Origin of the sequence: Flavobacterium sp. UBA6195 (assembly GCF_002422095.1) — a bacterium.
Lineage (GTDB): Bacteria > Bacteroidota > Bacteroidia > Flavobacteriales > Flavobacteriaceae > Flavobacterium.
This window is the reverse complement of record NZ_DITB01000057.1, coordinates 1-25,925: the sequence shown is the minus strand read 5'-3', so window position 1 is coordinate 25,925 and position 25,925 is coordinate 1. Positions and strand designations below refer to the sequence as shown.

Sequence of the window (25,925 nt, the reverse complement as noted above, 5' to 3'; positions counted from 1 at the left end):
TCTATTTTACATAATGTATATTATAGTTCAAACACTTTATCAACTAATTTAAAACCAATTAGTTATGAAGTTTAACCCAATACCCTTAAATGTCGGGTTAATAGATTCTTTAACTATTTATCTACCATTAGATAAAATTCAGGTTATTGATGAGCGTTTAATTTCAGAATATCAGGTTTATTATCCTGAAACTGGCGAAATTATCGAAGATTTAAACCCGCCAAAGCCAATTTTAATCAAAGATAATGGCATTAATTTTCGTTTTAATCGTGTCGTATTTCCGCCAAATATAATCAAAAAAGAAACTACAGAACTAATACGTTTAACATTGACCTCAAAAATGTTATTCGGTAGATACTTTGAAGGCATCAATATTGACAATTTACAAATGATTGTCGATTATATCAATACTCGTCAAATCATACATTTTGACCTTGATACTGCATTAAATTCTATATGTAATGATATAGACATTTGTATAAATTACAACCTTGATTTTGAACCATATAAACAAAGTTTACAATATCTCAAAAAAATGGTTAAGGCTTCAAAACAACATGAAGTTACACTATATCCACGTAAAGAAACATTTAAAAATGACAAAAATTATGGTATCGAATTCAGCAATAGAGATTCTGCGAAAATTGGCTCTCCCTTCTGTAAGTTTTACAACAAAACAGAAGAATTGCTTACCAATTCTGCTTATTTTTATAACAAGTATTTATTTCCTCAATTACGTTACGGTTTATCTATTGACAATATTATTAGGAAAGAAATCACTATAAAAAACAATGCTGTAAAACAAAATTTACGCAAAAAGAAACTTGTAAATCCTGAAAATCAATTATCAACTTTAAAAGATATTCTTTCAATATCACAACTTGAACTAACTACAATTTGTAACGTTCAGCTAAAATATTATTATGAAAAAAAGCAATTTTCAGTTTCTTCTGATTTAAGTCCTACTGACAAAATTATTAGTTATTATATGCATAAACTCGTAGAACTAGGTGCAGATAAATTAACACTTCAAGAACCCTTAACTTTATTTGATTGTAAAGTACAAAAAGCCCTTTCTAAAAAGAAAATTTTAAGCTTAATCGATATTACATTCGATACAGAATATTTAACAAAACAATTAGAACAAAATTCTATTACTAACCAATTCATAAAAATGCAAAATTTATGGTAATTAAATTTCCTAATGTGGGGGTTACTGATACCCCCACCCCAGTTAAAAAAAACTTTAACCAAAGCACAAAAAAATGAGTACAAAAAAAGCAAAAAAAGACAGGGGTTTAATTGTAAGTCATTCCGCAAAATCCCAAAAAATTACTGATTATGTTTATGTCCTTTCTAACGGTCAAGAACTAACATTCAAAAACAAAGAATTTCCAGTAAAAGAACCACGAATAGAAAACAACGGACAATTATTAATTTTTTAAAACAAATAGAGGGGTCGCACCCCCTCTATTCTAACCTAAAAACTTCCATGTTATGGCAACAATTTCAGAATTTAGAATTTTAACATACAAAGACATTAAGACTTTGTTAGACGTTACAGATGACAGAACCGCAAAAAAGTACTTACAAGATATTAAACAAAGTACTGGCGCTCCAAAAGTCCTATTTTGTCATTTTAAAAAGTATTTCAAAATAGCATAAATACTACATATTCTATACAAAAATACTACATAAAAGGTACAATTCAATAATTGTGCCTTTTTTCATTTCTCACATTTGCCTTATAAATTTTTAATTAAATAAAAAATAGTATGAACATTATTGAAACCACAGGCGTTGCAGATGCTAAAGCGGAATTACAAAAAGGGATTGAAAGTTTAGCTTTCTTTTCTGATAAGACCGTAGACGAAATCGGCGACGAATTGATTAGTATTCAAGTCGAAAGAAACGGCGGTTCTAATCTTGAAATCACACAGGGTTTTGTAAGTTTAAAAAGATTCCTATTAGCTTCAACTTTCGGAGATGACGCTATTGGTTCTTTTCCTGCTACAAATCCTGAAAGCTTCAAAACAGTTGCAGTTATTGAATTAACTGAAATGGGAGCATTAGTTATGGGTCCAAATGACAAGTTAAAACTTGCTTTGAAAAATCTTAACCCTATGAAAAAATACATTTTTGACGGTATTGAAAGTCCAGTTACTTCTGATGATGTCTACATGTATGAAGAAAAAAGCATTGCGGACGAACAAACAAACTACGATGTCAATGTAAGAAATTTTGATATTGCTATTATCGATGATGATGCAACTATTACAGAATTAAATTTTACACACGATAACGGAGTAGTAACTAAACATTCAATGCGTGAAATTAGAGCAATTTCACAAGACATTGACCCAGTTGCATACGTTCGTAATGACGGTAAAGTTTTACCAAATTTTGTTGGTTTTATTCAATTACCATTGAAAGGTATTGTAAATATCAACGTGAGAAAAAATGAAGGCAGTGTAGTTAAATTCTTTATGCGTAAAGATGTTGAATTACTTGCTATGGGTTTAATCAAATAATCTTTATTTAAGAAATGGGATTTTTCAAAAAAATTGGCGGTTTCGTAAAGAAAGCAACAAAACAAATCAGTTTTAAAAACTTGGTTAAAGTTGGTGCAGCGTTCGACCCCACAGGTATTGTAAGCGGTATGCAAGCAAGCCATGAAGCACAAAAGCAAGAAAAAGCACAAGCACAAGCAGACGCACAAGCACAAGCAGAATACAATGCTACATTACAACGTGCAAACGTTGGTATCAAGGATATTGCTAACGGTGCATTAGGCGGTGCGCTTACAGGTGCTGGTAATGTTCTTGCTGGAACTCCACAAGCTGGTCAAATTGGTTCAACTTTAGTAGATAATACTGCTAACGCTTGGTTGAAAAAAAATTGGTTAAAACTTGTAGGCGGTATTTTAGGTACAGTTACTGTTGTTTTTGTTTTCGTAAAAATGTTAGGTTCAAAAAGACCTACTTACCGCAGAAGATAATGAAAGCAGTAATAGGATTGACTGGCATCGGCTTTGTTGAAGGTGTCAGTCAAGTTCCAACCGACGGAACTCCAATGATTGAGGTCGGTAAATTACTAATTCAATTAGTAATCGGTGTGGTAACATTGTTCAAAATGTTAAAAAAACCAAAAGCACCACAAGAGCAAAAAGAAGTATTATCTAATCAAAACACACAAGAGTAATGGCTGGACAAAGTAGAATTTCAACAGATAGATTTGGTAACCCTTATCAGTTAATTGGCTGTAAAGACAAAAAAGGTACAGGATTTTCAAGCGGTTATGTTGAATTAGGCGGTAAACTTTATAAAGTTGAACCATCACAGGCACAAAAAGACGGAGTTGAATTTTGGGTTAAAATTACATTAGTAAAGAAAAAACCCTCTCACTCTTCAATGTAGAACATAAAGTATCGTAACAATACCCTGAGAGTTATTACGATACTTTTTAAAACACTTTTATTATTATGAAAGGATTTTTAAACGGATTACGATTTGCGTTGAAATATGGCGCATATTTAACTGTTATTTTCGACATTATCGGTTACTCTATTGAGCAATTTGAAAAAATCGAAAACAAACAAAACAAGGAAGTCAACAATGATAAGTAGTAAATTCACAAAATTACTATCTCAAGCACAAATTGACAAAGTAATAGAAGTTTGTAATGATTTGGATATTAACCCTAACTGGTTACTTGCCGTTATGTACTTTGAAAGTGGTAAAACATTTAGTCCTTCAAAAACCAATAGCATTGGTTCTGTCGGTCTTATTCAATTTACAAGGGATAAAGCTGGTGTAAACTACAAAACTATTAACGGTAAACGTTACTTACTTTCTGATTTGGCAAAAATGTCATTTTCAGAACAAATGAACGTAGTTAAGGAATACTACAGAGAAGTCATAAGAACTACTAAAAAAGTTCCTGAAAGTTTTGTAGATACTTATTTGGTAACATTTTTTCCGCTTGCTGTCGGTAAAGATGATGACTTTATTTTTCAGACTAAAGGTTTAAGCGCATCACTAATTGCTAAACAAAATCCAATCTTTGCAAAAGACGGTGTAGTAAAAAAGAAATATGTTATTGACATGTTTAAAAAGTGGTACGGTTCAATTTTCTCTGAAATCGATGTAAAAAAAAAAGTTCTAACGCAGTGTCCACATTGCAAAAAATATTTTTAAAAATGAAAGAATTTTGGACAAAACACAAAACTAAAATCATTATTGGTTTAGTTGGTTTAGTTTCTATTACTGGCGCATTTTTCTTGTATAAAAAATACAAAAAATAATGTACAAAAAGAAAATCACAAAAAAAGCCACTACTCCATTTAATTGGAAAAAGTGGCTTTATATTATTATAGGCATTATTTTATTCTTCCCTTTGGCTCGTTTCATTATTCGCCAGTATAATAAATTCAAAGGTTTAGAAACTGAAATAGATGCAGAAAATCAACAAAACCAAAACAATGTAAATTATATTCAAAATCAAAATCCAGTTATTGCACAAAACAAAGCCGACAAAATTACTACTCGTAAAGATGTTCAAAGTGCAGCTAAACAATTGGCGCATGATTTGGGTACAAAATACAGCGACAAGAATTCTTGGTGGAGCTGGTTAGACCCACGAGGTTGGACAGAGAATGACAAAAAAGTAGCTGACACACTTTTGTATCAACGTTACAATTTTCATCATTTAAAACGACTTTATAATGAAGTTTATACCAATAATAGAGTTTTAACAGATGATATATTCGCTTTATTAGATGAATCTGAACTTAAAAGAGTACAAGCTAAATTAACTATAAATTAATATCATGAGTAAGAGATTAGTACAATTAAGCTATGAAACATTAAAGTATTTACCTAAATTAGATTTTAGTCAAAAGACTTTTAAATTAATGGCGATCAACAGAAACAAAAAAATTGTTTTCGTTGAACTTACTAAATTTGAATTGGTTTATTTAGAAAAACAAGTTTACACTATTCATAGTGCTATTCTTCCAGATGACTTATTTGTATTGGCTATTTTCAACGAAAAAAATCAATTGCATCAATTTAACACTGAAAGTTTGTTTTTCACAAATTTAAGTTTAAAAGAAGTGTATTTTTACGGTAAAGAAATGCACGATTTGGATTGGTTGTATGAGGGCGATTTTAGAAAAAAAGATAGTTATTTTTACATAATTCCATAAAATTTAAAAATTTATGTATATTTGTCGATGAAACGGTGTTAGTCGCACCTCTCAAAATAGAGTTCAGATATATGCAAGCCTTTAATTTTATATACAATCCACAATAAAGAACCTATACGAGAAATTGTATAGGTTTTCCTTTTTCTACTCTATCAAGCCTCCAGCGTTAAGCAAAATGATAATTTTGTAGCTGGTTCGTGACAGGCAAAATAAAAAAAAACAGCCGATAGGCGTTCCTTAAATAAATTAAAAATTGTCCTTTTTAATTTATTTCCGCAAAGGAGCCCGGTAGGCGATTGCTAATTTTAATTTAAATTATTATGAAAATTTATTCTTTTATTTTTATTTTTCTAACTTCATTTTCATTTTCGCAAACTTCTGTTAAAAATGAAAAAATTTCTTTTTCAGAATATGACAATTTAAAGTATATTCAGTCATTAGATGAAGACTTTGTTTTTACTGAAAACATTGTTAGATACTATGAGAAAAATAGTTCTACCTCTTATTCTCTTTCAAACTTTACTATTGGTAATAAAACCGTTACTATTATAATTTATCCTACTTCAACAATTGAATATATTATTAATAATAACATTGCTAATATTGAGTACACAACTACAGGAACTTTAAAAATTAACGGTTCAAACAAATTTTTAACTATATCATCATGCAACGTTGAAGATTGTACATACTGGATTTACGTTAATAAAGATGAAGTTTATAAAGCAACTGCAAAAGTAAATTAATAAAAAAAGCGAATAGTTCATCGGTGTTAGTCGCACCTCCCTATTCGCTGTATATAATTCAGATATATGAGTGCAAATATAATACATTTTTCTAACTATACAATTTTACATGTTGTATATTATAATTCAATTTGATAATAATAAAAAAGGTTAAAAATACTCTACAAAACGTTTGTGTAAAAGCATAAGAAAGATTAAGTTTGCAGTCCCTTATTACATAATTATGGAAAACAAACAAGCCCTTAAATTAATCGAAAAGATTCAAAAAGAATTATTCAAAGATAATTTTGAAGTTTTAGAAATTGTAACCGATTTAAAAAAACTTAGAGAAATAACTTTAGATTTAAATAATCCATTTGTAACTAAAGCTTTACGATTGGCATATCAGCATTTAGAAAATAATAATGGATTTTTTATTGGAATTCCTGATGATGAACCTGTTGATAGCAAAGACGCTCAAGTTGAAACAAACATTTCGGTTGAAAATAATGTAGAAAGCTTCAATTATTTCCTTTCACTATTAACTGATTTGGATAAGAAAAACAATATATTAGATTTAAAAGAATATAATAAAGCATTTTTAGCTTATTAATTTATAATTCTATTTTACATAATATAAAATCGGTAAGTAAATTTACCGATTTTTTTGTTTTTCTTAACGTTATTATCTCTTCAAACTAACTAATTTTGATTAAAATTTAAAGCCAATGTCTAGAACTAAAAAATCAAAAGTTAAATTACTTCATCAATATTATAAATATACAGGATTTTATTCCTTTATTTGGCAAGGTATCAAAGGTGCTATTTTGCCTACAGCTATTGTTGTAGCCCTTCTTTTTTATGTTAATTATAAGGTTATTAATCTTAATGAAGCTTTAATTTACATCACCCAAAATTTTAGTGATTTGTTTATTTTTGGAATTTTTCTTGCTTCAGAAAGTGTTTTAGGATTAATTCCACCCGATATTTTTATTGCTTGGACGAAAAATACAGAAAATCCTCTACTCTACTTGACTATTTTAGCCTTTTTATCTTATTTAGGTGGTGTAATTGCTTATTTTATGGGAATGGCGATTGTAGCTATTCCTTCAGTTAATAAGCGTTTGTATGGTAAAATGTCTAAGCATATTATTAACATGCAAAAATGGGGAGGCTTTTTAATTGCTGTTGGAGCTTTATTGCCTTTGCCTTTTGCAATAGCTTGCCTAGCAGCAGGAATGATTAACTATTCTAGAAGACATTTCTTTATGTTTGGTTTACTTCGTTTCTTTCGTTTTGCTATTTACGGATTTGTAATTTATTCTGCTTTATCATGATAAAATCTTTTCGCTCTATTGCTTTGTTAGAAGGAATTTCAACTCTAGCGTTGTATTTTTTTGCTATGCCAATGAAATACATGGCTAACGATCCTATATATGTGAAAAATATTGGAATGGCTCATGGGATACTTTTTATGTTGTATATTGCTTTTGCAATTCTGCTAAAGAATGAACAAAAATGGGACACTAAAACATTTGTAATTATTTGTTTGGCATCTATTTTTCCTTTTGGAACCTTTTATATTGAAAAAAAATACCTTCAAACTACCTAATGAAAATCTTTAACTGGGCATACGATATTTTTAAAAGTTTCGATTTTAGCGATGCGATTTCTTCTTATTTGAATTTAGCCATCAATATTGTTGTTCTAATAGTTGTTGCTTATATTTTAGACTATCTTTTCAAAAAGCTCTTTATTATTTTCTTGGCAATTGTTGCAGCAAAAACAAAATCTTCTTTTGATGATTTTTTAGTTGCAAACAAAACAGCTAAATATTTAGCCCATCTTGTTCCCTTATTGTTTATATATAAAACTGTTCCTGTAATTTTGAACAATTTTACCTATTGGGAATACATTTTTGAAAAAGGAGTTAAAATTTACATCATTATCCTATCGCTATGGATTACTAGAAGTATTTTTAATTCACTTCGTGATTACTTAAAACAAAAGCCTCGTTTTAGTGACAAGCCGATTGATAGTTACATTCAAGTAATCATGTTGTTTTTGTGGTTGTTTGGAATTATTTCTTTTGTATTAATTCTTTTCGACGTAAGTAAAACTACATTATTAACCACTTTTGGTTCTATTTCTGCAATTATTATCTTAATTTTTAGAGATACCATTTTAGGATTTGTAGCGAGTATTTCCGTTTCAGTAAATGACATGGTGCATATTGGCGACTGGATTACTATGGAAAAATTTGGAGCTGATGGAGATGTTGTTGAAATTAATTTGGCAACTGTAAAAGTTCGAAATTTTGACAATACTACCACTACGATTCCAACGTACAGTTTAATATCGGATAGTTTCAAAAACTGGCGTGGAATGTTGGATTCTGATGGAAGAAGAATTAAACGTCACATTTTGATTAAAGCGAATTCTGTGAGATTCATTCAATCTGAAGAATTAGAAAAATTCAAAAAAATTCAACATTTAACTTCCTACATCGAACATCGTCAAGCGGATATCGACAAATACAACTCGAATAATGGAATTGATAAAAGTGTTATTGTAAATGGAAGAAATTTAACCAATTTAGGTTTGTTTCGAAAATATATTAATCAGTATATTTTATCACATCCTGGAATTAACAAAGACATGAGTTTAATGGTACGTCATTTACAACCCACAGAAAAAGGAATTCCATTAGAAATTTATTGCTTTTCAAAAGATAAAACTTGGTTAAACTACGAACATATCATGGCCGATATTTTTGATCATATTATTGCTTCTATGCCTTATTTTGATTTAGAAGTATTTGAATTTATCAGTTCACCAAGTAAACAAAGTAATTAACAACTGATTCTTAATAACTTAAAGTATCCTTCAAGAAATTGGAGGTTATTTTTTTTAACTTTAATTCAAACAAATTCACTTTATCATGAAAACGAAAGACGAATCACTTTTAGAAATTAGAGGTGGTAGTATAGGTATTATTACTGAACAATCGAGTTCTGAAGAAAAGTTTCAAAATCAGACATTGCGACCTATTTTGAAATTCCAAAATGAATTGTTTATTGAAGTTTTTAGAAATTACGCCATGAAACAAAAAGGCGTATATTTTACACTTTATCCAGAGAAAAAAGAAAATTTTATTGAAAACGCCATCCAACGCGATATCAAATTTCGAAATTCATTAAAAGGAATAGTTTTCGGAATGTTTACTGTTTCCGAATACAAAGAATACACCCAAAATTCATCCAATTTAAACAAACGTATGATGAATTTATTGATTGAACGTTTAAAAAGTCAAATTCAGATAATTTAATTTGGCAATGAGACAATTAGTCAATGTGCCAATGGAAAGAAAATAATTGACACATCGGCACATTCAAAAATTGGCTAATTATATAAAGATTCTCCATTCAAATCCGTGCTCAATACTTCGCTCATATAATCGAAGAATGGTCGCATAACTTGAAAAGTCGCTAAAACTTCTTCTTGAAAATTAGGAGCCAAAACCTCTTTGTCCGAAAATCTACGAGTTAGTAAATATTGTTTTTTACGAATTAAATCAATGGCAGGATGCGTTTTATCGAAACCTTTTGGGGCAGTTTTTAACTCCTCGCCTTTTAGTTCGCCAAAGAATTTTTTGAACTTTTCATCAGCAACAATCGTTCTGATTTCTTCATCATCCATTTCAAATTCTTTACGAATGCGATGCAAATCAACTGCATTAGGTTCCCAAAAGCCGCCACCTACAAAACTTCCTCCAGGCTCAATATGCAAATAGTAACCGCCACGAAGCATTGGTTTTGTTCGGGTGAACCCAACACTGAAATGATTTTTATAAGGTGATTTATCCTTCGAAAAACGCACATCGCGATAAATTCTAAAAATCTGAATACGCTCAATACTATCCATTTTTCCCAACTGCTCACCTACCGATGTAAAAAACGTCTTGGCTAACTTTTGTTCGGTTTCAAAGGCTTTTTTATTTGCCGCAAACCAATCGCGGTCGTTGTTTTCTTTAAGTTTTGTTAGAAATTCTAAAGTTGATTTTTGTAGCATATTTTTAATTTTTAAACACATAGATATATAGTTTTCATAGTTTTGTCTTTAGACGTGTTACTTGACATAGAAAATAAAGTTCTATGTGTAAATAAAATGCTTAAAACTAACTCTAAGGTACAATATTTTTAATTTTCTATGTGCCTATGTGTTTCAATAACAATTATTTTTTCAAACGGTCTTCAATAAATTCTATTTGAGTTTTACCATGTGGTTTTGGTTTTCCATCTTCGCCTAAGTTTACCATCGTAATATTATCAATAGAGATAATGGTTTCTCTAGTCATCATATTTCGAACTTCACTTTTTAAAACTAAAGAAGTTTTTCCAAATTTAACCACATCAATTCCAATTTCAACAATATCACCTTGTTTGGCCGAGTTCATAAAATTTATTTCACTCATGTATTTGGTTACTACACGTGAATTTTCTAATTGAACAATCGAATACAAAGCAGCTTCTTCGTCAATCCATGCCAACATTTTACCACCAAATAAGGTTCCGTTGGCATTCAAATCTTCGGGTTTTACCCATTTTCTGGTGTGAAATCGCATCTTGAATTTTTATTTTAAAGGTAAGGAAATACATTTATAAAAATAAATTTCAATTAATTCTTTTATTAATAATGGTATTACTTTTCTCTATTTTTCAAAACCTCCACAACATCATTTAATTGAAAACCTTTCGCTTGCAATAAAATCAAATAGTGAAAGAATAAATCGGCACTTTCGGATAAGAACAAATCATTATTGTTGTCTTTGGCTTCAATTACCACTTCAACGGCTTCTTCTCCTACTTTTTGTGCTATTTTATTAATGCCTTTTGCGAATAATGAGGCTACATAACTCTTTTCAGCATCGGCATTTTCTTTACGTTTTGCAATAGTATTCTCTAATTTCGATAAAAAACCAAATTCTTGATTATTAGCTTCTTGCCAACACGTATCTAAACCTGTGTGACAAGTTGCACCAGCAGGTTTTACTTTTACTAAAAGTGTATCGTTATCGCAATCTTCTTTGATGGAAATTAGTTCTAAGAAGTTGCCACTCTCCTCACCTTTTGTCCACAATCGGTTTTTAGTTCGACTGAAAAAAGTTACTTTTTTTGTTGCTAATGTTTGGTCTAAAGCTTCTTGATTCATGTAGCCTAACATTAAAACATTTTTAGTTTCGTTATCTTGAATGATGGCTGGGATTAGGTTGTCTGGGGTTTTATTAAAATTTATTTTCATGTTTAGTTATTTTTTTGACCACATAGAAACATAGCTTTTATATTTAAAATTGTTAGTCGTTGTACTTTTCAGAGGTTTCATAGCTATGTTTTAATGCAATGCTATAATTAACTCTCAAAAACGATTTTCTATGTTTCTATGTGGTTTGATCTTTATTCTTATTATAATCTTATCGAGATATTTTGATTTTTTAAAAACTGTTTCAATTCAGGGATTTCGATTTCTTGATAGTGAAAAACACTAGCTGCTAATGCGGCATCGGCTTTTCCGTTGATGAATGTTTCTGCGAAATGTTCCCTAGTTCCCGCACCACCAGAAGCGATGATGGGAATGTTTACGATTTCAGATAATTTGGCTAAAGCATCATTAGCAAAACCGTTTTTGGTTCCGTCGTTATTCATAGAGGTAAATAAAATTTCTCCAGCACCACGTTGCTCAACTTCTTTTGCCCAGTCGAATAAATTTAAGTCCGTAGGTACTTTTCCGCCAACTAAATGAACCATCCAATCGCCATAAATTTTTTTCGCATCGATAGCTACAACAACGCATTGACTTCCATATTTTGCAGCAATTTCATTGATTAAATCTGGGTTCTTAACTGCTGATGAGTTAATCGAAATTTTATCCGCGCCATTGCGCAGCAAAACATCTACATCCGCAACGGAAGAAATACCACCACCAACAGTAAACGGAATATTAATTGCAGTAGCCACTTTTCGAACCAAATCGATTAAAGTAGCACGACGTTCTTCTGTTGCGGAGATGTCTAGAAAAACAAGTTCGTCAGCACCTGTTTCAGCGTATTTTTTTGCCAATTCCACTGGATCACCTGCATCTTTTAAATCCACAAAGTTGACACCTTTTACGGTTCGACCGTTTTTGATGTCTAAGCAGGGAATGATTCTTTTTGTGAGCATATAATATTAAGATTTGAGTATTAAGAATTAAGACAAAATGTAGTTCTCCAATTGTTTTAAAGTTATTCTACCTTCGTAAATGGCTTTTCCGATGATTGTGCCTTCGCAACCTAATTCGGCTAAATTGGGTAATTCATTGAATGTAGAAATTCCTCCTGAAGCGATGAGTTTTACATCTTTGGTTTGTTCCAAAATTCTTTTATATAATTCAAAACTTGGACCTTCGAGCATGCCGTCTTTTGAAATTTCAGTGCAAATTACGTATTGAATTCCTTCTTTCTGATAATTTTGAATAAACGGAATTACTTCTTCATTTGATTCTTCCAACCAACCTGAAATAGCTACTTTTTCCTTCATAGCATCGGCGCCCAAAATAATTTTATCTGCTCCATATTGCTGTATCCAATTTTTGAAAACTTCTGGTTGTTTGATGGCTATACTTCCACCTGTAATTTGATTGGCGCCACTTTCAAAAGCAATTTTCAAATCGACATCAGATTTTATACCACCACCAAAATCGATTTTTAAACTCGTTTTCAAAGCAATTTGTTCCAAAACTTTATAGTTCACAATTCGGCTTGATTTGGCTCCATCTAAATCAACCAAATGCAAATACTGAATTCCATACGCTTCAAAGGATTTGGCTACTTCAAGCGGATTTTCGTTGTATATTTTCTTTGTGTCGTAATCGCCTTTGGAAAGTCGGACGCATTTTCCATCGATAATGTCTATGGCTGGGATTATTCTCATTTTACATTTTTTTTTGGAACGCAGATTGTTAAAATTGAAGAAATTATTAAAATTTTTCTCATTTCTTAAATCTGTGTTCCTATTTTAAGAATTAAAGGTTTAAAAAGTTTTTCAAAATTTGTTCTCCAAAGGTTCCACTTTTCTCAGGGTGAAATTGTACTCCGAAGAAGTTATCACGCTGTAAAGCGGTGCTGTATTCATGCTCATAATTCGTGGTAGCAATTGTGTTTTCAGCTAATGGCGCGTAAAAACTATGAACCAAATACATAAATTCGTTTTCTTTAATTTCTGAGAATAATGGCGATTTCAAATTGTAAATCGTATTCCAACCCATTTGTGGGACTTTTACTTGATTTGAAAACTTTACGACGTTGACATCAAAAATTCCTAATCCGATGGTATTGCCTTCTTCTGAATTTTTACACATCAATTGCATCCCCAAACAAATTCCTAAAACCGGTTGTTTAAGGGTTGGAATCAATACTTGTAATCCACTATCAACCAACATTTTCATAGCGCTACTCGCCTCGCCTACACCAGGAAAAATCACTTTATCAGCTGTCTTTATAGTATTCCAATCATTCGTTACAATTCCTTCAAAGCCAAGTCGTTCTAAAGCGAATAAAACACTTTGAACATTTCCAGCTCCATAATCTATTATTGCTATTTTCATATTTTTATTTTTTGCCACGGATTAAAGGATTTTAAGGATTTGTAATCCGTGTTAATCTGTGTAATCTGTGGCTTATTTTACAACATTCCTTTAGTTGAGGGTAAAATCATTTTCTCTGTATCTCTTTTCACAGCCACTTTAATTGCTTTTGCGAAGGCTTTGAAAATCGCTTCAATTTTGTGGTGTTCGTTTGTTCCTTCTGCCTTGATGTTTAAATTCGCTTTTGCACCATCTGTGAACGATTTGAAAAAGTGAAAAAACATTTCGGTTGGCATTTGACCAATCATTTCACGTTTAAATTCTGCTTCCCAAACTAGCCAATTTCTTCCTCCGAAATCAATGGCTACTTGCACTAAACAATCGTCCATTGGTAAACAAAATCCGTAACGCTCGATGCCTAATTTATTACCTAAAGCTTTTGCAAAAACTTCGCCTAATGCAATCGCTGCATCTTCAATTGTGTGGTGTTCATCAACTTCTAAATCGCCTTTGACTTGAATATCTAAGTCCATTTGTCCGTGACGCGCAATTTGGTCCAACATGTGATCGAAAAAGGAAATTCCGGTGTTGATGTTACTTTTTCCTGTTCCGTCTAAATTTAAAGTGATAGCGATATCGGTTTCATTTGTGGATCTTTTGATAGAAGCTGTTCTTTCATCCAATTTGAAAAACTCGTAGATCTTTTGCCAATCGGTTGTTTGTAAAGCGATTACATTTTGGAGTTCTTCCAATGACGTTGCGATTTCGTTTCCGCCCAAATTCTCTTCGTTTTTGATAAAAATTGCTTTAGAACCTAAGTTTTTAGCCAATTCCACATCGGTAATTCTATCGCCAATTATGAATGAATTCTCCAAATCGTATTCCGGATTGTTCAAATACTTGGTTAACATTCCCGTTCTAGGTTTTCTGGTTGGAGCATTGTCTTCAGGAAAACTTCTGTCGATAAAAATTTCGTCAAATGTTATGCCTTCATTTTCAAATGCTTTCAGGATGAAATTTTGGGTTGGCCAAAAAGTTTCTTCAGGAAAACTTAAGGTTCCTAAACCATCTTGATTGGTTACCATTGCCAATTCAAAATCCAATTCTTTAGCGATTTTACTCAAAAATTGAAATACTTTTGGATAGAATTCTAATTTAGTTAAACTGTCTAATTGATAATTTTCTGGCTCTAAAACCAAAGTTCCATCTCTATCTATAAATAATACTCTTTTCGGCATTGTTGAATGTTTTTAATAATTCAATAATTTGTTCAGTTTCTTCTTTAGTTCCAATACTAATTCGCAAGCAATTTTCGCATAAAGGTTGATTGCTTCTGTTGCGAACCACTACTCCTTTTTCGATAAATTGTTGGTATCTAAAATTCGCATCATCCACTTTAATTAAGATAAAATTGGCGTCCGAAGGATATATTTTCTCAACAAATTCGCATTTTGAAAGTGCTTCGATGAGTTTATTTCGTTCCACCAATATTTTTCTAACTTGCGTTGGCATCGTACTTTGCAACAATTTTTTGACAGCAGTTTCTTGAGACAAACCGTTAATGTTGTAAGGTGGCTTAATTTTATTCAAAACTGCAATAATTTCTCTAGATGCATACAAAATTCCGATTCGTAATCCTGCCATTGCATACGCTTTTGATAAAGTTTGGGTGATAATCAAATTAGGAAAATCTTTCAAAACACTTAACCAACTTTCATCTTTTGAAAAATCAATATACGCTTCATCAATTACCACTAATCCTTTGAATTGATTGAGAATTTTAATTACGGATGAATCTGTAAAAGAATTTCCTGTTGGGTTATTTGGTGAACACAAAAAGATGATTTTCGTATTGTTATCCACAGCATTTATAATGGCTTCTACATTCGGTTGAAATTCCTCATTTAGTAACACTTCACGATTTTCAATAGCATTGATATTGGCTAAAACTCCATACATTCCATAGGTTGGTGGCAATGTTATGATATTATCGCGATTCGGTTCACAGAAAGCTCTGAAAATCAAATCTAAAACTTCATCACTTCCGTTTCCTAAAAGAATATTTTCTTTTGAAACATTATTTTTATCCCCAATAATGGCTTTTAGCTCTTTTTGTTGTGGATCTGGATAACGATTCATGCCGTTAGTAAACGGATTTTCATTAGCATCTAAATAGACCATTGGCTTTGTAAACTGTTCAAATTCATCACGTGCTGAAGAATATGGACTCATTTTTTTTACGTTCTCTCGGATTAAGTTTTCTAAATTCATAGCTTTTATTTTAATCTTAATGTAACTGCGTTTTTGTGTGCTTGTAAACCTTCGGCCTCTGCCATAGTTTCTATTGCTTTTCCGATGTTTTGAATTCCAATATCTGATATTTTTTGAAAGGTCATCGCCTTCAAGAAACTATCTAAATTTACACCACTGTAGCTTTTTGAATATCCGTTTGTGGGTAATGTATGATTGGTTCCAGAAGCATAATCGCCAGCGCTTTCTGGAGTATAATTTCCAATAAAAATCGAACCTGCATTTTGAATGCCATCAACGAAATAATCTTCATTCTTAGAACATAAGATAAAATGCTCTGGACCATATTCATTAATTAGCGATAAAGCCGTTTTTTCAGTTTCAACGAAGATTAATTTGGAATTATTAATAGCCACTTGAGCGATTTCTTGTCTTGGAAGTTCTTTCAATTGTTTATAAATTTCTTCTTCCACATCGTTTAAAATGTTTTTATTGGTAGTAACCAAAATTACTTGGCTGTCTTTTCCATGTTCGGCTTGACTTAATAAATCGGAAGCTACGAAACTTGGAATTGCCGTTTCATCAGCGTAAACTAATAATTCACTTGGGCCTGCTGGCATATCAATTGCAACTCCATTTTGAGAAGCAAATTGTTTTGCAATCGTTACAAATTGATTTCCAGGTCCGAAAATTTTATAGACTTGCGGAATGGTTTCTGTTCCGAATGTCATTCCAGCAATGGCTTGAATTCCACCTACTTTGTAGATTTTAGTTACACCACACAAATCGGCTGCGTATAGAATTGCGGCATTAATTTTTCCATTTTTATCCGATGGCGAACACAATACAATTTCTTGACAACCTGCTAATTTTGCTGGAACTGCCAACATTAAAACCGTTGAAAATAAAGGAGCAGTTCCGCCTGGAATGTATAAACCCACTTTTTGAATCGGACGTTTTTCTTGCCAACAAGTCACTCCAATAGTAGTTTCAACTACAATTTTATCTGTTTTTTGAGCTTCGTGAAATTGTTCGATATTTGATTTGGCTAATTGAATGGCTTCTTTTAGTTCCTGTGAAACTTCATTTTTAGCAATTTCAATTTCTTCTTGTGTGACTTGGATATTTTCTAAAGTAACGCCATCAAAGAAGGAAGCATATTTTGCAATCGCTTTGTCACCTTTTTGTTGTACTTCTTTGAAGATTTGCTTTACCGTTTCTTCTACGTCTGAGAAAGTTTGGGTTGGTCTTTTGCAAATTTCTGACCAAGATTCCGATTGTGGGTTGTATATTTTTTTCATAATTCTATTTTCTAAATTCTATTCGCTATTTTCTTTTTAAAGGACCATTTTTTCTATTGGACAAACTAAAATGCCTTCGGACCCAGCTTCTTTTAATTGGTCGATGACTTCCCAAAATTTATCTTCATCAATTACAGAATGCACACTACTCCAACCCTCTTCGGCTAAAGGCATCACTGTTGGACTTTTTAAAACAGGAAGAATTTTGCTGATTTCTGAGATTTTATCATTTGGTACATTCATCAAAATATATTTTGATTTTCTTGATCGCAAAACCGATTGGATTCTAAATTGTAATTTGGATAAAACTTGTTTGGCTTCTTCCGAAATTTGTGGAGAAACCGCTAAAACAGCTTCACTTTTTAAAATCACTTCTACTTCTTTTAATCCGTTTTTAAATAAGGTACTTCCGCTTGAAACAATATCTACAATAGCATCGGAAAGTCCTATATTTGGGGCAATTTCAACTGAACCTGAAATTTGGTGAATGTCTACGGAAATTCCTTTAGAAGAAAAATAATCTATTACCGTTTTAGGATATGAAGTTGCAACTCGTAATCCGTTTAAATCTTGAATAGAATTGTAATTGAAATTCTTTGGAACCGCTACCGAAACTTTACATTTTGAAAATCCTAATTTTTCCGCAATTTGAATGTTCTGCCCTTTTTCAACAAGAAGATTATCGCCAACTATTGCGATATCAACCACGCCATCAATCAAATATTGGGGAATATCCGAATTTCGTAAATAATAAACTTCTAATGGAAAATTGGAAGCGGTAATTTTGAGTTGGTCATTACCATTATAAATTGAAATGCCACAATCTTTTAAGATTTGGATACTTTCATCGTGTAATCGACCTGATTTTTGAATAGCAATTTTTAGTGTGTTCATTTTTAAATTTTGTTTTAAAAAGTACACCAAGGGATTTAAAAAATGCTTAACAATAAAAAACCCGCTTGATGTACTCAAACGGGTTAATAGGTTTATATGATTTAATTACATATCATCACTACCTCGCTTGAGCGTGGAAAAAATGATGATGATGATGTAATTGATTTAAAAACATAATTTCTGTTGTTATTTAACACTGCAAATTTAACAACTATAATTTCGAATAAACAAAATGTTTTTGAAATTTTATATTTTGTTTAATGATCATCGTTGTGTGATTCTTCTTCATGATTAGCTTCTGAAGTATTACCATTGCTAGCATTTTCTCTAATTTCGGTATGACGAATTTCGCCACCTGTTGTACCTGTTTGTTTCCCTAAAAATACTCCTACAATTGCAATTAAAACAGCCAAGTAAGAAATCAAATTGGCTTTTGCATGATTTTTAAAATTTAAATACAATCCGATAAGTGAAACTAAACCCAGTGCATATAAAACGACAGCTAATTTCTCAGCCATTTCTTCATGCTCATGAATAATTTGATCGGTTACTGAAGGTAATTTTTCTGCAATTTCCTCGGCTCCTTCTCCAGTAGCCATACTTACGGCACTAAAAATTGCGGCTACTACGAATATTACGTATGCTACATTTTTTATTACGCTGTTTTTAAAAAAAATACCCGCAATTAAGATTCCTAATCCAAAAATTGTCCCAATAATTGGAAAATGGTTTACTACCATGTGTAAATGTGCGTCGTTCATGATTTTTTGTTTTTTAATTAGTTAAATCGAAAACTCCTTTGGTTAATAATTTAGAGCTTTCATTAATACTTTTGTTAGGTAAAATTTCAACAAACTGTTCTGTTTTTTCACCAATATTTACTAGTGTTTTCTTAAAAACATAACTTCCGTCATTTCCATTTTGTTGTAATAAAAGTACGAAATTTTTATTGTCTTCTGTAATTAAAGCATCATTTGGAATACCTAATCCTTTTTTAGAATCAATAATAATATTGGCTTCTACAAACATTCCTGATAATAATTTTGATTTGTCTGCAGGATTTAAAGTTCCAAAAACTGAAATGGTTCGGTCTTTATTTTCAATTGATTTTCCAACCAATTGTACTTTAGATGTAAAAATATCTTTACTAGCTTCTGGTATAGTGAAATTAATAGATTGTCCTGATTTAACATGCAATATATCTTTTTCAAAGATGCTTAAATTTAAGTGTAAATAGTTGGTATCTACAATTTCCATTATTATATCTGAAGGCGACATAAACATTCCAACATTGGCATTTAAAACGGTAACATCTCCTGAAATTGGTGAAGATAATGCTATAACAGAAGTAAATTTACCTTTCTCAACATTAGTTGGATTGATATTTAAAAGCAATAATTTTTCGCGTAAACCTTGATACATTCCTTTTGCTTGACGATAATCACTTTCCGCTTTTAAATAATTTTTTTGCGAAGTGATTTTTTCATTGTACAACGTTTTCTGACGCTCAAATTCCGATTTTAAATAGTTAATTTGTTCGGCTACTTCAACATAATCTTTTTGAATATCTAGATATTCTGTGTTTTCAAGGGTAATTACAACTTGACCTTTTCTTACTTTATCTCCAACTAACAAAGAAGTTGATTTTACATAACCACCAATAAAAGGAGTGATTTTAGCTTTATACTGAGGCGGAACATCAATTTTTCCAGAAGATTTAATAGTTACATTAAAATCTTGTGTTGTTGGAGAAGCAACAAGCATTTTGGTAGATTGAAATTGTTCTTTTGTTACTGTAATTAAACCGTCTTCTTTCTGTGGTTCTTCCACTACTTCGTTTTTACATGAAGTAATTACAGCAAATAAGGCGATTAATTTGAATATATTTTTCATTGTTTGATGATTAAAAATTAATGTATTGTAAATCTAATTGTGTTTTGTTGTATTGAATAACAGCATCTAAATATTCCACTTGAATTGTGGTGGCATTTTCTAAACTTAAGATATATTGAAAAAAGTCTATTTCTCCTTGTTTATAGCTATTATTGGCAACTTTGATGATTTCATCCGATACTTTTTTTCCGTATTGCTTGTAATAATCTATCGCTTGTTGAAATTGGATTAACTCATTATTTTTTTGATTGATATAAGCCTCAATTTTCGTTTCTTCGTTTTTCTTTTGTTGTTCCCAAGCTTGAGATTCTAATTTAGCTACTTTAGATTTTGCAATGTTTCCATTAAATAAAATCGGAACAGCTAAACCAACTTGAAATCCATATAAAGATTGTGAAAGTCCAGTGTTTTTTCCTTGGAAATATTCAAGGTTAATATCAGGTAACCAATTTTGTTTTTGTAAACTTTCATTAGCTTTATATTTTTTTGTAAATGTCTCTAAATAATTATAGTACAAATTTTTACTTGAATTAACACTTAAATTATTTATTGGTTTTAATTCAGCTAATGTTACCGCTATTTTTCTATCTAATTGAACAAGTGATTGTAACAATTCGAGTTGTGCTAATTTTGCTTTATCTATTTGCGATAATTTCGTTCTGATTTGTCTAAACTTGGCTTCTGCGGTAATTTTTTCCAAATAATTAGTTTCACCTAACTCAAATCTTCTATTGCTTGCTTTTGAAAAATTTTGATACAAACTATCTAAATAACGATATAATTTCTCTTGATTATTAAGATATACAATTTCATAATATACCTTAGAAATTTCGTTAGTTAGTTTGTTTTTTTGAATTTCAAATCCAGCTTGTTCTTTTTCGTATTCCGCGTTGTAAACTTTACGTTGACTTCCATATACTGTTGGAAAAGAAAAGGATTGTTGGGCTCCAAAAACTTTTAAAGGCAAATTATTTAGTGCTAAGTTATTTTGGTCATAACTATAGTAAACATTGGTTTTATTAAAATCATAAGCAAGTTTTGTAGCTGCTTTAGCTTTATCCACTTGCAACTGACCTGATTTGATACTTGCATTGTTATTTAAAGCATTAGAAACCAAACTATCTAATTCTGTATTCTTTTCTTGACCATATGATAATGTAGTACCAAAGAATAAAATTATGATGTGAGTAGTTAGCTTAATATTTTTAAATTTTAATTTTTTCTCTTCTTTTTCATCATATATTTTGAACAAGATTGGTAATACAATTAAAGTTAAAAGTGTAGCGGTTATTAATCCTCCAATAACTACCGTTGCTAATGGGCGTTGCACTTCTGCACCTGCTCCTGAAGAAATTGCCATAGGTAAAAATCCTAGTGCAGCGGCTGCAGCTGTTAATAAAACAGGGCGAAGTCTGTCTGTTGTTCCTTTTAAGATTAATTCATTCATATCGGTAAATTTTCCACTATGTTTTAATTCTTTAAAATGCTCTATTAATACAATTCCGTTTAATACCGCAATACCAAAAAGTGCAATAAATCCTACTCCGGCTGAAATACTAAAAGGTAAATCGCGCAACCAAAGAAATAAAACACCACCAACTGCCGATAGTGGAATAGCTGTATACACCATCATAGCTTCTTTAATAGAACCGAATGCGAAATGCAACATAATAAAAATCAAGAATAAAGCGATTGGAACAGCAATTAATAATCTTGCTTTAGCACTTTCTAAATTTTCAAATTGTCCTCCATATGTTACTCTATATCCTGGTGGTAAATTTATTTTTGAATTGATGATTTTTTTCACATCATCTACTACACTTTGTAAATCTCGATTTCTAACATTAATTCCAACTACGATTCTTCTGTTGGTATTATCACGAGATATTTTTGCTGGTCCTTCCGTATAGGTAATATTGGCTAATTCACGTAAAGGAATTTGTTCACCATTAGGAATTGAAACATATAAATTTCGTAAATCTTCAATATCCGTTCTGTTTGTTTGATTCAAACGAATTACCATATCGAAACGTTTTTCGCCTTCAAAAACATTTCCAACTACTTTACCTGCAAAACCTAAAGCAATCATTTCGTTTAAATCGGCAATATTTAAACCATAACGAGCGATTTTACTTCTGTCGTATTGCACAAACATTTGAGGTAAACCTTCTGTTTTTTCAATAATAATATCGGAAGCACCTTCAACATTACGAATGGCTTTCTCAATTTCATGCGCCTTTTTAGCTAAAATATCCAAATCTTCTCCAAAAACTTTAATTGCAACATCTGATCTTGAACCCGAAATCAATTCATTGAAACGCATTTCGATAGGTTGGGTAAACTCTATTTCCATATTTGGAATTTGTTTTTCAATTGCCGCTTTGATTTTATCAGCCAATTCATCTTTAGAATGAGCTGAAACCCATTCTGATTTTGGTTTCAATTTTACAATAACATCGCTTTCTTCCATACTCATTGGATCAGTAGGAACTTCAGCAGCTCCAATTCTACTGACCACTTGTTCTACTTCAGGGAAATTTTTTAAAATTGTTTTTTCAATTTTAGTTGTGGTTTCTATGGTTTTACTTAATGAAGTTCCTGTTTTGAGAACGGGCTGGATAACGAAATCACCTTCATCTAACTGAGGAATAAATTCACCACCCATAGTTGAAAACAAAGCCACAGCGATAATCAAAATAGCAACCGCACCTGATAATACTTTTTTAGTGTTTTGTAACGCCCATTTAATAACTGGTAAATACCAAGAATTCAGCTTGTTAATTAATCGATTTGAAAACGAATTTGGATTTTCTTCTTGTGGTTTTAAAAACAATGAAGCTGCCACTGGAACATAAGTAAAGCAAAAAAGCATAGCGCCTAATAATGCAAAACTGAAGGTCATTGCCATAGGTTTGAACATTTTACCTTCTACTCCTGAAAGCGATAAAATTGGGATAAATACTATAAGAATAATCAACTGACCAAAAACAGCAGAGTTCATCATTTTTGAAGCACTCTTATATGTAATTTGATCAATTTCTTCCTGACGATCTTTTTTGCTTAAACCTACCAAATGCGATGATTTGCTAACAATTTGAAAGGCAATAAATTCCACAATAATTACGGCACCATCAATGATAATTCCAAAATCGATAGCTCCTAAACTCATTAAGTTAGCATCAATTTTAAAAATATTCATAAAAGTAATAGCAAAAAGCAAACATAACGGAATTACAGAGGCCACCACTAATCCTGAACGCCAGTTTCCAAGTAAAACTACCACCACAAAAATTACGATTAAACAACCTAAAATTAGGTTTTCTGCTACTGTAAAAGTTGTTTTTCCTACAAGTTCACTACGTTCAAGGAAACCATTTATGTAAACACCATCGGGTAAGGATTTTTCAATTTCGGCAATTCTGTGTTTTACATCATCAATAACTTGTTTGGAATTGGCATCTTTTAGCATCATTACTTGCCCTAACACCTTTTCTCCTTCTCCATTTCCAGTGATAGCACCAAAACGATTGGCATGACCAAATTGAACTTGAGCGACATCCTTGATATAAATTGGGGTACCAAAATCGTTTTTTACCACAATATTTTGGATATCTTCAATAGAATTAACTTTTCCTTCACCACGAATGAAATAACTTTCATTCGTTTTTTCTATATAAGAACCTCCAGCAATACTGTTATTTTTCTCCAATGCTGTAAATACATCAGAAGTAGTAATATTCATTGCTTTTAAACTAGCTGGATGAATAGCAATTTCATATTGTTTTAAATAGCCACCCCATGTATTAATTTCTACAACACCTTTAATTCCAGATAATTGACGTTTCACTACCCAATCTTGAATAGTTCGTAAATCTGTAACGGTATATTGATTTTTAAATTCGGGTTTTACTTCTAAAGTATATTGATAAATTTCTCCCAATCCTGTAGTAATTGGTCCCATTTCTGGAGTACCAAATCCTTGAGGAATTTTTTCAGAAGCCGCTTTGATTTTTTCGGCTATTAATTGTCTTGGTAAATACGTACCAATTTCGTCTTCAAAAACAATGGTTACAACCGATAATCCAAATTTTGAAATAGAGCGAATTTCTTTTACACTAGGTAAATTCGCCATTTCTATTTCAACTGGATAAGTGATATATTGTTCGATATCTTGAGTTGATAAATTTCGTGATGTGGTTATAACTTGAACCTGATTATTGGTTACATCTGGAACAGCTCCAATTGAAATTTGGAAAACTGAGAATAATCCAAATCCAAAAACAGCCAATGTAAACAACAAAACAATTAGCTTGTTTCTTAAACTAAAAGCAATAATTTTTTCTAACATTTTTTTTTATAATATAATTAATGAATTGTATCTAAAAAGATAAAACTATACTATTTCCATTCGGAAACTGTATTCAATAAAATATTATAAAATCTTAGGAGGCAACCAAATAGAATCAATTAAATTGGATTGAAAAGATTCACTGTATAAAAATATTTTTTGAGTAGAAACCCAATATTTAACAACTGAAATTTGGTAGTTAAAGTTGGTAAAAACAAATAAAGAACAAGTAGATGTATCAAATGTTTTAAAAGGTAAATCTTGATGATCTAAATTGTTTTCTACGTTTTTAGAATAATGTAAAACTAGGTAATCGATAAATAAAATAGAATTTGAACCACTAACCTTTTTATGATCAACATAATGCTCAATAAGATTAGGAAATTTTAATAATTGCCCAATTGATGTGTTAGCACACATGAAAATTGAAAGTAAAACTATAGCAAAACACTTTTTCATTATAATTTAAGAAGTTCTTAAAATTACTAAAAACTACAATACAAATGTAAAGATAGTTTATAAGAATTAACTTAAGAACTACTTAAGGTTTACTTCAGGAAATCTTAATATAAAAGTGGTTCCTTTATTGATTTCACTAGTTAGAGTAATTTCTATTTTCAGTAAATCGCATAATCTTTTAACTATAGATAATCCCAAACCAGTTCCTTTAATTTCAGAATGATTTACTACATCGGATCTAAAAAAAGAAGTAAAAATTTTATCAATATCTGTTGCAGCAATACCCATCCCTTTATCTGACAAAGAAAATAAAATGGAATTGTTATCTTCAAAAAGTTTTATAGTAAGATCTGTTTCATTATTAGAATATTTTATAGCATTAGATATCAAATTACTAAAAATAATTGAAATTAAATAATTGTCCGAATTGATGTAATAATCATCATTAAACGATGTTATAACTTTTATTTTTTTGTTATCAATTTTGTCTGAGAATCGGATAAGATTATCTAAAATAAGAGCATTTAGATAAATGGTTTCTTTCTTAATATTTTGCTTTTGATTTTCAAATCGGGCCAATAGTAAAAGTTGGTCTACCATATGATTCAATCGATCTACTTCTGAAACACAAAACTGAATTCTTTCTTCGTATTCTTGCTGATTTCTTGGTTTTCGTATTAAAACTTCTAAAGTTCCTTTAATTACTGCTAAAGGTGTTCTTAACTCATGAGAAGCATCTGAAGTAAACTGCTTTTCACGATCGATTGCATTTTCAACTCGATCTAAAAGATGATTAATATTTTCTGATAACACATATAATTCATCTTTATTAAATGGTAATGGAATTCTTGTTTTTAAATTATCTTTAGTAATTTGACTAGATGTTTCTATAATAGTTTGCACCGGTTTAATACTTTTACCCGCAAAAAATCTTGCAATTAAAAACAGTAATATTAAAATCAGAGGAAAAGTAATTAAAAGTATATTTTTTAAAATTAATACAATTTGAAAATCTTCCAAAGACATCGCTACAACTAAATACCCAACAATTTTACCTTTATTAATAATAGGTGTCTGAATTTGTCGAATGGGAATACTATTTAATTTAGTATCAATAAACTTATTATTTACATTGTTTAAAAGTTGAATGTTGGAATTTTTAAGATTTGGTGATTTATCTATTATTTCTTTGTGGTTATCATAGAATTCAACAAAAACAGGATTTACAC

At 30.9% G+C, this 25,925-nt stretch carries 33 protein-coding genes; 18 read left to right on the top strand and 15 right to left on the bottom strand.

Annotated features, from left to right (window positions below):
• Nucleotides 1-64 precede the first annotated feature (64 nt).
• The 18 genes from B4I81_RS04690 (at nucleotide 65) to B4I81_RS04605 (ending at nucleotide 9,259) form a co-directional block, all read left to right on the top strand.
• Nucleotides 65-1,192 carry a hypothetical protein gene (locus B4I81_RS04690; protein ID WP_291108240.1) on the top strand — a complete coding sequence of 376 codons (1,128 nt, stop codon included), beginning with the start codon at nucleotides 65-67 and terminating at the stop codon, nucleotides 1,190-1,192.
• Nucleotides 1,193-1,265: 73 nt separating this feature from the next.
• On the top strand, nucleotides 1,266-1,445 hold the full coding sequence (locus tag B4I81_RS04685) for a hypothetical protein (protein WP_291108238.1): 180 nt from the start codon (nucleotides 1,266-1,268) through the stop codon (nucleotides 1,443-1,445).
• A gap of 52 nt (nucleotides 1,446-1,497) precedes the next feature.
• Entirely contained in the window at nucleotides 1,498-1,665 is a 168-nt protein-coding gene (locus tag B4I81_RS04680) for a hypothetical protein (protein WP_291108236.1), read from the top strand.
• Nucleotides 1,666-1,775: 110 nt separating this feature from the next.
• Nucleotides 1,776-2,531 carry a hypothetical protein gene (locus tag B4I81_RS04675; protein ID WP_291108234.1) on the top strand — a complete coding sequence of 252 codons (756 nt, stop codon included), beginning with the start codon at nucleotides 1,776-1,778 and terminating at the stop codon, nucleotides 2,529-2,531.
• Between the two features lie 14 nt (nucleotides 2,532-2,545).
• On the top strand, nucleotides 2,546-2,998 hold the full coding sequence (locus B4I81_RS04670; RefSeq protein WP_291108232.1) for a hypothetical protein: 453 nt from the start codon (nucleotides 2,546-2,548) through the stop codon (nucleotides 2,996-2,998).
• Nucleotides 2,998-3,201, top strand: a complete 204-nt coding sequence (locus tag B4I81_RS04665) for a hypothetical protein (RefSeq protein ID WP_291108231.1) — start codon at nucleotides 2,998-3,000, stop codon at nucleotides 3,199-3,201. Before B4I81_RS04670 ends, B4I81_RS04665 begins: the two co-directional genes overlap by 1 nt.
• On the top strand, nucleotides 3,201-3,416 hold the full coding sequence (locus B4I81_RS04660) for a hypothetical protein (RefSeq protein ID WP_291108229.1): 216 nt from the start codon (nucleotides 3,201-3,203) through the stop codon (nucleotides 3,414-3,416). The genes B4I81_RS04665 and B4I81_RS04660 overlap by 1 nt, the downstream gene beginning before the upstream one ends.
• Nucleotides 3,417-3,481: 65 nt before the next feature.
• Nucleotides 3,482-3,625, top strand: a complete 144-nt coding sequence (locus B4I81_RS04655) for a hypothetical protein (protein WP_291108226.1) — start codon at nucleotides 3,482-3,484, stop codon at nucleotides 3,623-3,625.
• A complete protein-coding gene (locus B4I81_RS04650) occupies nucleotides 3,615-4,196 on the top strand; it encodes a hypothetical protein (protein WP_291108224.1) in 582 nt (193 codons plus the stop codon). Before B4I81_RS04655 ends, B4I81_RS04650 begins: the two co-directional genes overlap by 11 nt.
• A 2-nt stretch (nucleotides 4,197-4,198) precedes the next feature.
• Nucleotides 4,199-4,303 carry an LPXTG cell wall anchor domain-containing protein gene (locus B4I81_RS04645; protein ID WP_291108222.1) on the top strand — a complete coding sequence of 35 codons (105 nt, stop codon included), beginning with the start codon at nucleotides 4,199-4,201 and terminating at the stop codon, nucleotides 4,301-4,303.
• Nucleotides 4,303-4,824 (top strand): hypothetical protein, encoded by a 522-nt coding sequence (locus B4I81_RS04640; RefSeq protein WP_291108221.1) that lies wholly within the window; start codon nucleotides 4,303-4,305, stop codon nucleotides 4,822-4,824. The genes B4I81_RS04645 and B4I81_RS04640 overlap by 1 nt, the downstream gene beginning before the upstream one ends.
• Before the next feature lie 4 nt (nucleotides 4,825-4,828).
• The gene (locus B4I81_RS04635) at nucleotides 4,829-5,206 is read left to right on the top strand and encodes a hypothetical protein (protein ID WP_291108220.1); all 378 of its coding nucleotides are present in this window, start codon (nucleotides 4,829-4,831) and stop codon (nucleotides 5,204-5,206) included.
• A 320-nt stretch (nucleotides 5,207-5,526) separates the two neighbouring features.
• Nucleotides 5,527-5,952 (top strand): hypothetical protein, encoded by a 426-nt coding sequence (locus B4I81_RS04630; protein ID WP_291108219.1) that lies wholly within the window; start codon nucleotides 5,527-5,529, stop codon nucleotides 5,950-5,952.
• Nucleotides 5,953-6,175: 223 nt separating this feature from the next.
• The gene (locus B4I81_RS04625) at nucleotides 6,176-6,544 is read left to right on the top strand and encodes a hypothetical protein (RefSeq protein ID WP_291108217.1); all 369 of its coding nucleotides are present in this window, start codon (nucleotides 6,176-6,178) and stop codon (nucleotides 6,542-6,544) included.
• A gap of 115 nt (nucleotides 6,545-6,659) precedes the next feature.
• Nucleotides 6,660-7,268, top strand: coding sequence for a short-chain dehydrogenase (locus B4I81_RS04620; protein ID WP_291108215.1), 609 nt, complete (start codon nucleotides 6,660-6,662; stop codon nucleotides 7,266-7,268).
• Nucleotides 7,265-7,543, top strand: a complete 279-nt coding sequence (locus B4I81_RS04615; RefSeq protein WP_291108213.1) for a DUF3817 domain-containing protein — start codon at nucleotides 7,265-7,267, stop codon at nucleotides 7,541-7,543. Before B4I81_RS04620 ends, B4I81_RS04615 begins: the two co-directional genes overlap by 4 nt.
• Entirely contained in the window at nucleotides 7,543-8,787 is a 1,245-nt protein-coding gene (locus B4I81_RS04610; RefSeq protein WP_291108211.1) for a mechanosensitive ion channel family protein, read from the top strand. The genes B4I81_RS04615 and B4I81_RS04610 overlap by 1 nt, the downstream gene beginning before the upstream one ends.
• 85 nt (nucleotides 8,788-8,872) lie before the next feature.
• Nucleotides 8,873-9,259 (top strand): glyoxalase, encoded by a 387-nt coding sequence (locus tag B4I81_RS04605; RefSeq protein WP_291108209.1) that lies wholly within the window; start codon nucleotides 8,873-8,875, stop codon nucleotides 9,257-9,259.
• Between the two features lie 74 nt (nucleotides 9,260-9,333).
• On the opposite strand, the gene B4I81_RS04600 is transcribed toward B4I81_RS04605, so the two are convergent.
• The 15 genes from B4I81_RS04600 to B4I81_RS04530 form a co-directional block, all read right to left on the bottom strand.
• Nucleotides 9,334-10,002: a DUF2461 domain-containing protein gene (locus B4I81_RS04600; RefSeq protein WP_291108207.1), complete on the bottom strand. Its 669-nt coding sequence runs from the start codon at nucleotides 10,000-10,002 to the stop codon at nucleotides 9,334-9,336.
• Nucleotides 10,003-10,165: 163 nt separating this feature from the next.
• Nucleotides 10,166-10,555 carry an acyl-CoA thioesterase gene (locus tag B4I81_RS04595; RefSeq protein WP_291108205.1) on the bottom strand — a complete coding sequence of 130 codons (390 nt, stop codon included), beginning with the start codon at nucleotides 10,553-10,555 and terminating at the stop codon, nucleotides 10,166-10,168.
• 77 nt (nucleotides 10,556-10,632) lie between these two features.
• Complete coding sequence (hisIE, locus tag B4I81_RS04590) at nucleotides 10,633-11,232, bottom strand: bifunctional phosphoribosyl-AMP cyclohydrolase/phosphoribosyl-ATP diphosphatase HisIE (protein WP_291108203.1); 600 nt, start codon at nucleotides 11,230-11,232, stop codon at nucleotides 10,633-10,635.
• A gap of 161 nt (nucleotides 11,233-11,393) precedes the next feature.
• Nucleotides 11,394-12,149 carry an imidazole glycerol phosphate synthase subunit HisF gene (gene hisF, locus B4I81_RS04585; protein ID WP_291108201.1) on the bottom strand — a complete coding sequence of 252 codons (756 nt, stop codon included), beginning with the start codon at nucleotides 12,147-12,149 and terminating at the stop codon, nucleotides 11,394-11,396.
• A 27-nt stretch (nucleotides 12,150-12,176) separates the two neighbouring features.
• A complete protein-coding gene (gene hisA, locus B4I81_RS04580; protein ID WP_291108199.1) occupies nucleotides 12,177-12,899 on the bottom strand; it encodes a 1-(5-phosphoribosyl)-5-[(5-phosphoribosylamino)methylideneamino]imidazole-4-carboxamide isomerase in 723 nt (240 codons plus the stop codon).
• A gap of 91 nt (nucleotides 12,900-12,990) precedes the next feature.
• Nucleotides 12,991-13,572, bottom strand: coding sequence for an imidazole glycerol phosphate synthase subunit HisH (hisH, locus tag B4I81_RS04575; protein WP_291108198.1), 582 nt, complete (start codon nucleotides 13,570-13,572; stop codon nucleotides 12,991-12,993).
• A 77-nt stretch (nucleotides 13,573-13,649) separates the two neighbouring features.
• On the bottom strand, nucleotides 13,650-14,789 hold the full coding sequence (gene hisB, locus B4I81_RS04570; RefSeq protein ID WP_291108196.1) for a bifunctional histidinol-phosphatase/imidazoleglycerol-phosphate dehydratase HisB: 1,140 nt from the start codon (nucleotides 14,787-14,789) through the stop codon (nucleotides 13,650-13,652).
• Nucleotides 14,761-15,783: a histidinol-phosphate transaminase gene (gene hisC, locus B4I81_RS04565; RefSeq protein ID WP_291108192.1), complete on the bottom strand. Its 1,023-nt coding sequence runs from the start codon at nucleotides 15,781-15,783 to the stop codon at nucleotides 14,761-14,763. The genes hisB and hisC overlap by 29 nt, the downstream gene beginning before the upstream one ends.
• A gap of 44 nt (nucleotides 15,784-15,827) precedes the next feature.
• On the bottom strand, nucleotides 15,828-17,102 hold the full coding sequence (gene hisD / locus B4I81_RS04560; RefSeq protein ID WP_291108190.1) for a histidinol dehydrogenase: 1,275 nt from the start codon (nucleotides 17,100-17,102) through the stop codon (nucleotides 15,828-15,830).
• Nucleotides 17,103-17,138: 36 nt separating this feature from the next.
• On the bottom strand, nucleotides 17,139-17,996 hold the full coding sequence (hisG, locus tag B4I81_RS04555) for an ATP phosphoribosyltransferase (protein ID WP_291108188.1): 858 nt from the start codon (nucleotides 17,994-17,996) through the stop codon (nucleotides 17,139-17,141).
• Between the two features lie 257 nt (nucleotides 17,997-18,253).
• The gene (locus B4I81_RS04550; RefSeq protein ID WP_291108186.1) at nucleotides 18,254-18,757 is read right to left on the bottom strand and encodes a hypothetical protein; all 504 of its coding nucleotides are present in this window, start codon (nucleotides 18,755-18,757) and stop codon (nucleotides 18,254-18,256) included.
• Between the two features lie 13 nt (nucleotides 18,758-18,770).
• Nucleotides 18,771-19,889 carry an efflux RND transporter periplasmic adaptor subunit gene (locus B4I81_RS04545; protein WP_291108184.1) on the bottom strand — a complete coding sequence of 373 codons (1,119 nt, stop codon included), beginning with the start codon at nucleotides 19,887-19,889 and terminating at the stop codon, nucleotides 18,771-18,773.
• 10 nt (nucleotides 19,890-19,899) lie between these two features.
• Nucleotides 19,900-24,237 (bottom strand): CusA/CzcA family heavy metal efflux RND transporter, encoded by a 4,338-nt coding sequence (locus B4I81_RS04540; RefSeq protein WP_291108182.1) that lies wholly within the window; start codon nucleotides 24,235-24,237, stop codon nucleotides 19,900-19,902.
• Between the two features lie 84 nt (nucleotides 24,238-24,321).
• Nucleotides 24,322-24,696, bottom strand: a complete 375-nt coding sequence (locus B4I81_RS04535) for a hypothetical protein (RefSeq protein WP_291108180.1) — start codon at nucleotides 24,694-24,696, stop codon at nucleotides 24,322-24,324.
• A gap of 78 nt (nucleotides 24,697-24,774) precedes the next feature.
• On the bottom strand, nucleotides 24,775-25,925 hold a 1,151-nt coding region (locus B4I81_RS04530; RefSeq protein WP_291108178.1), incomplete at its 5' end, for a sensor histidine kinase.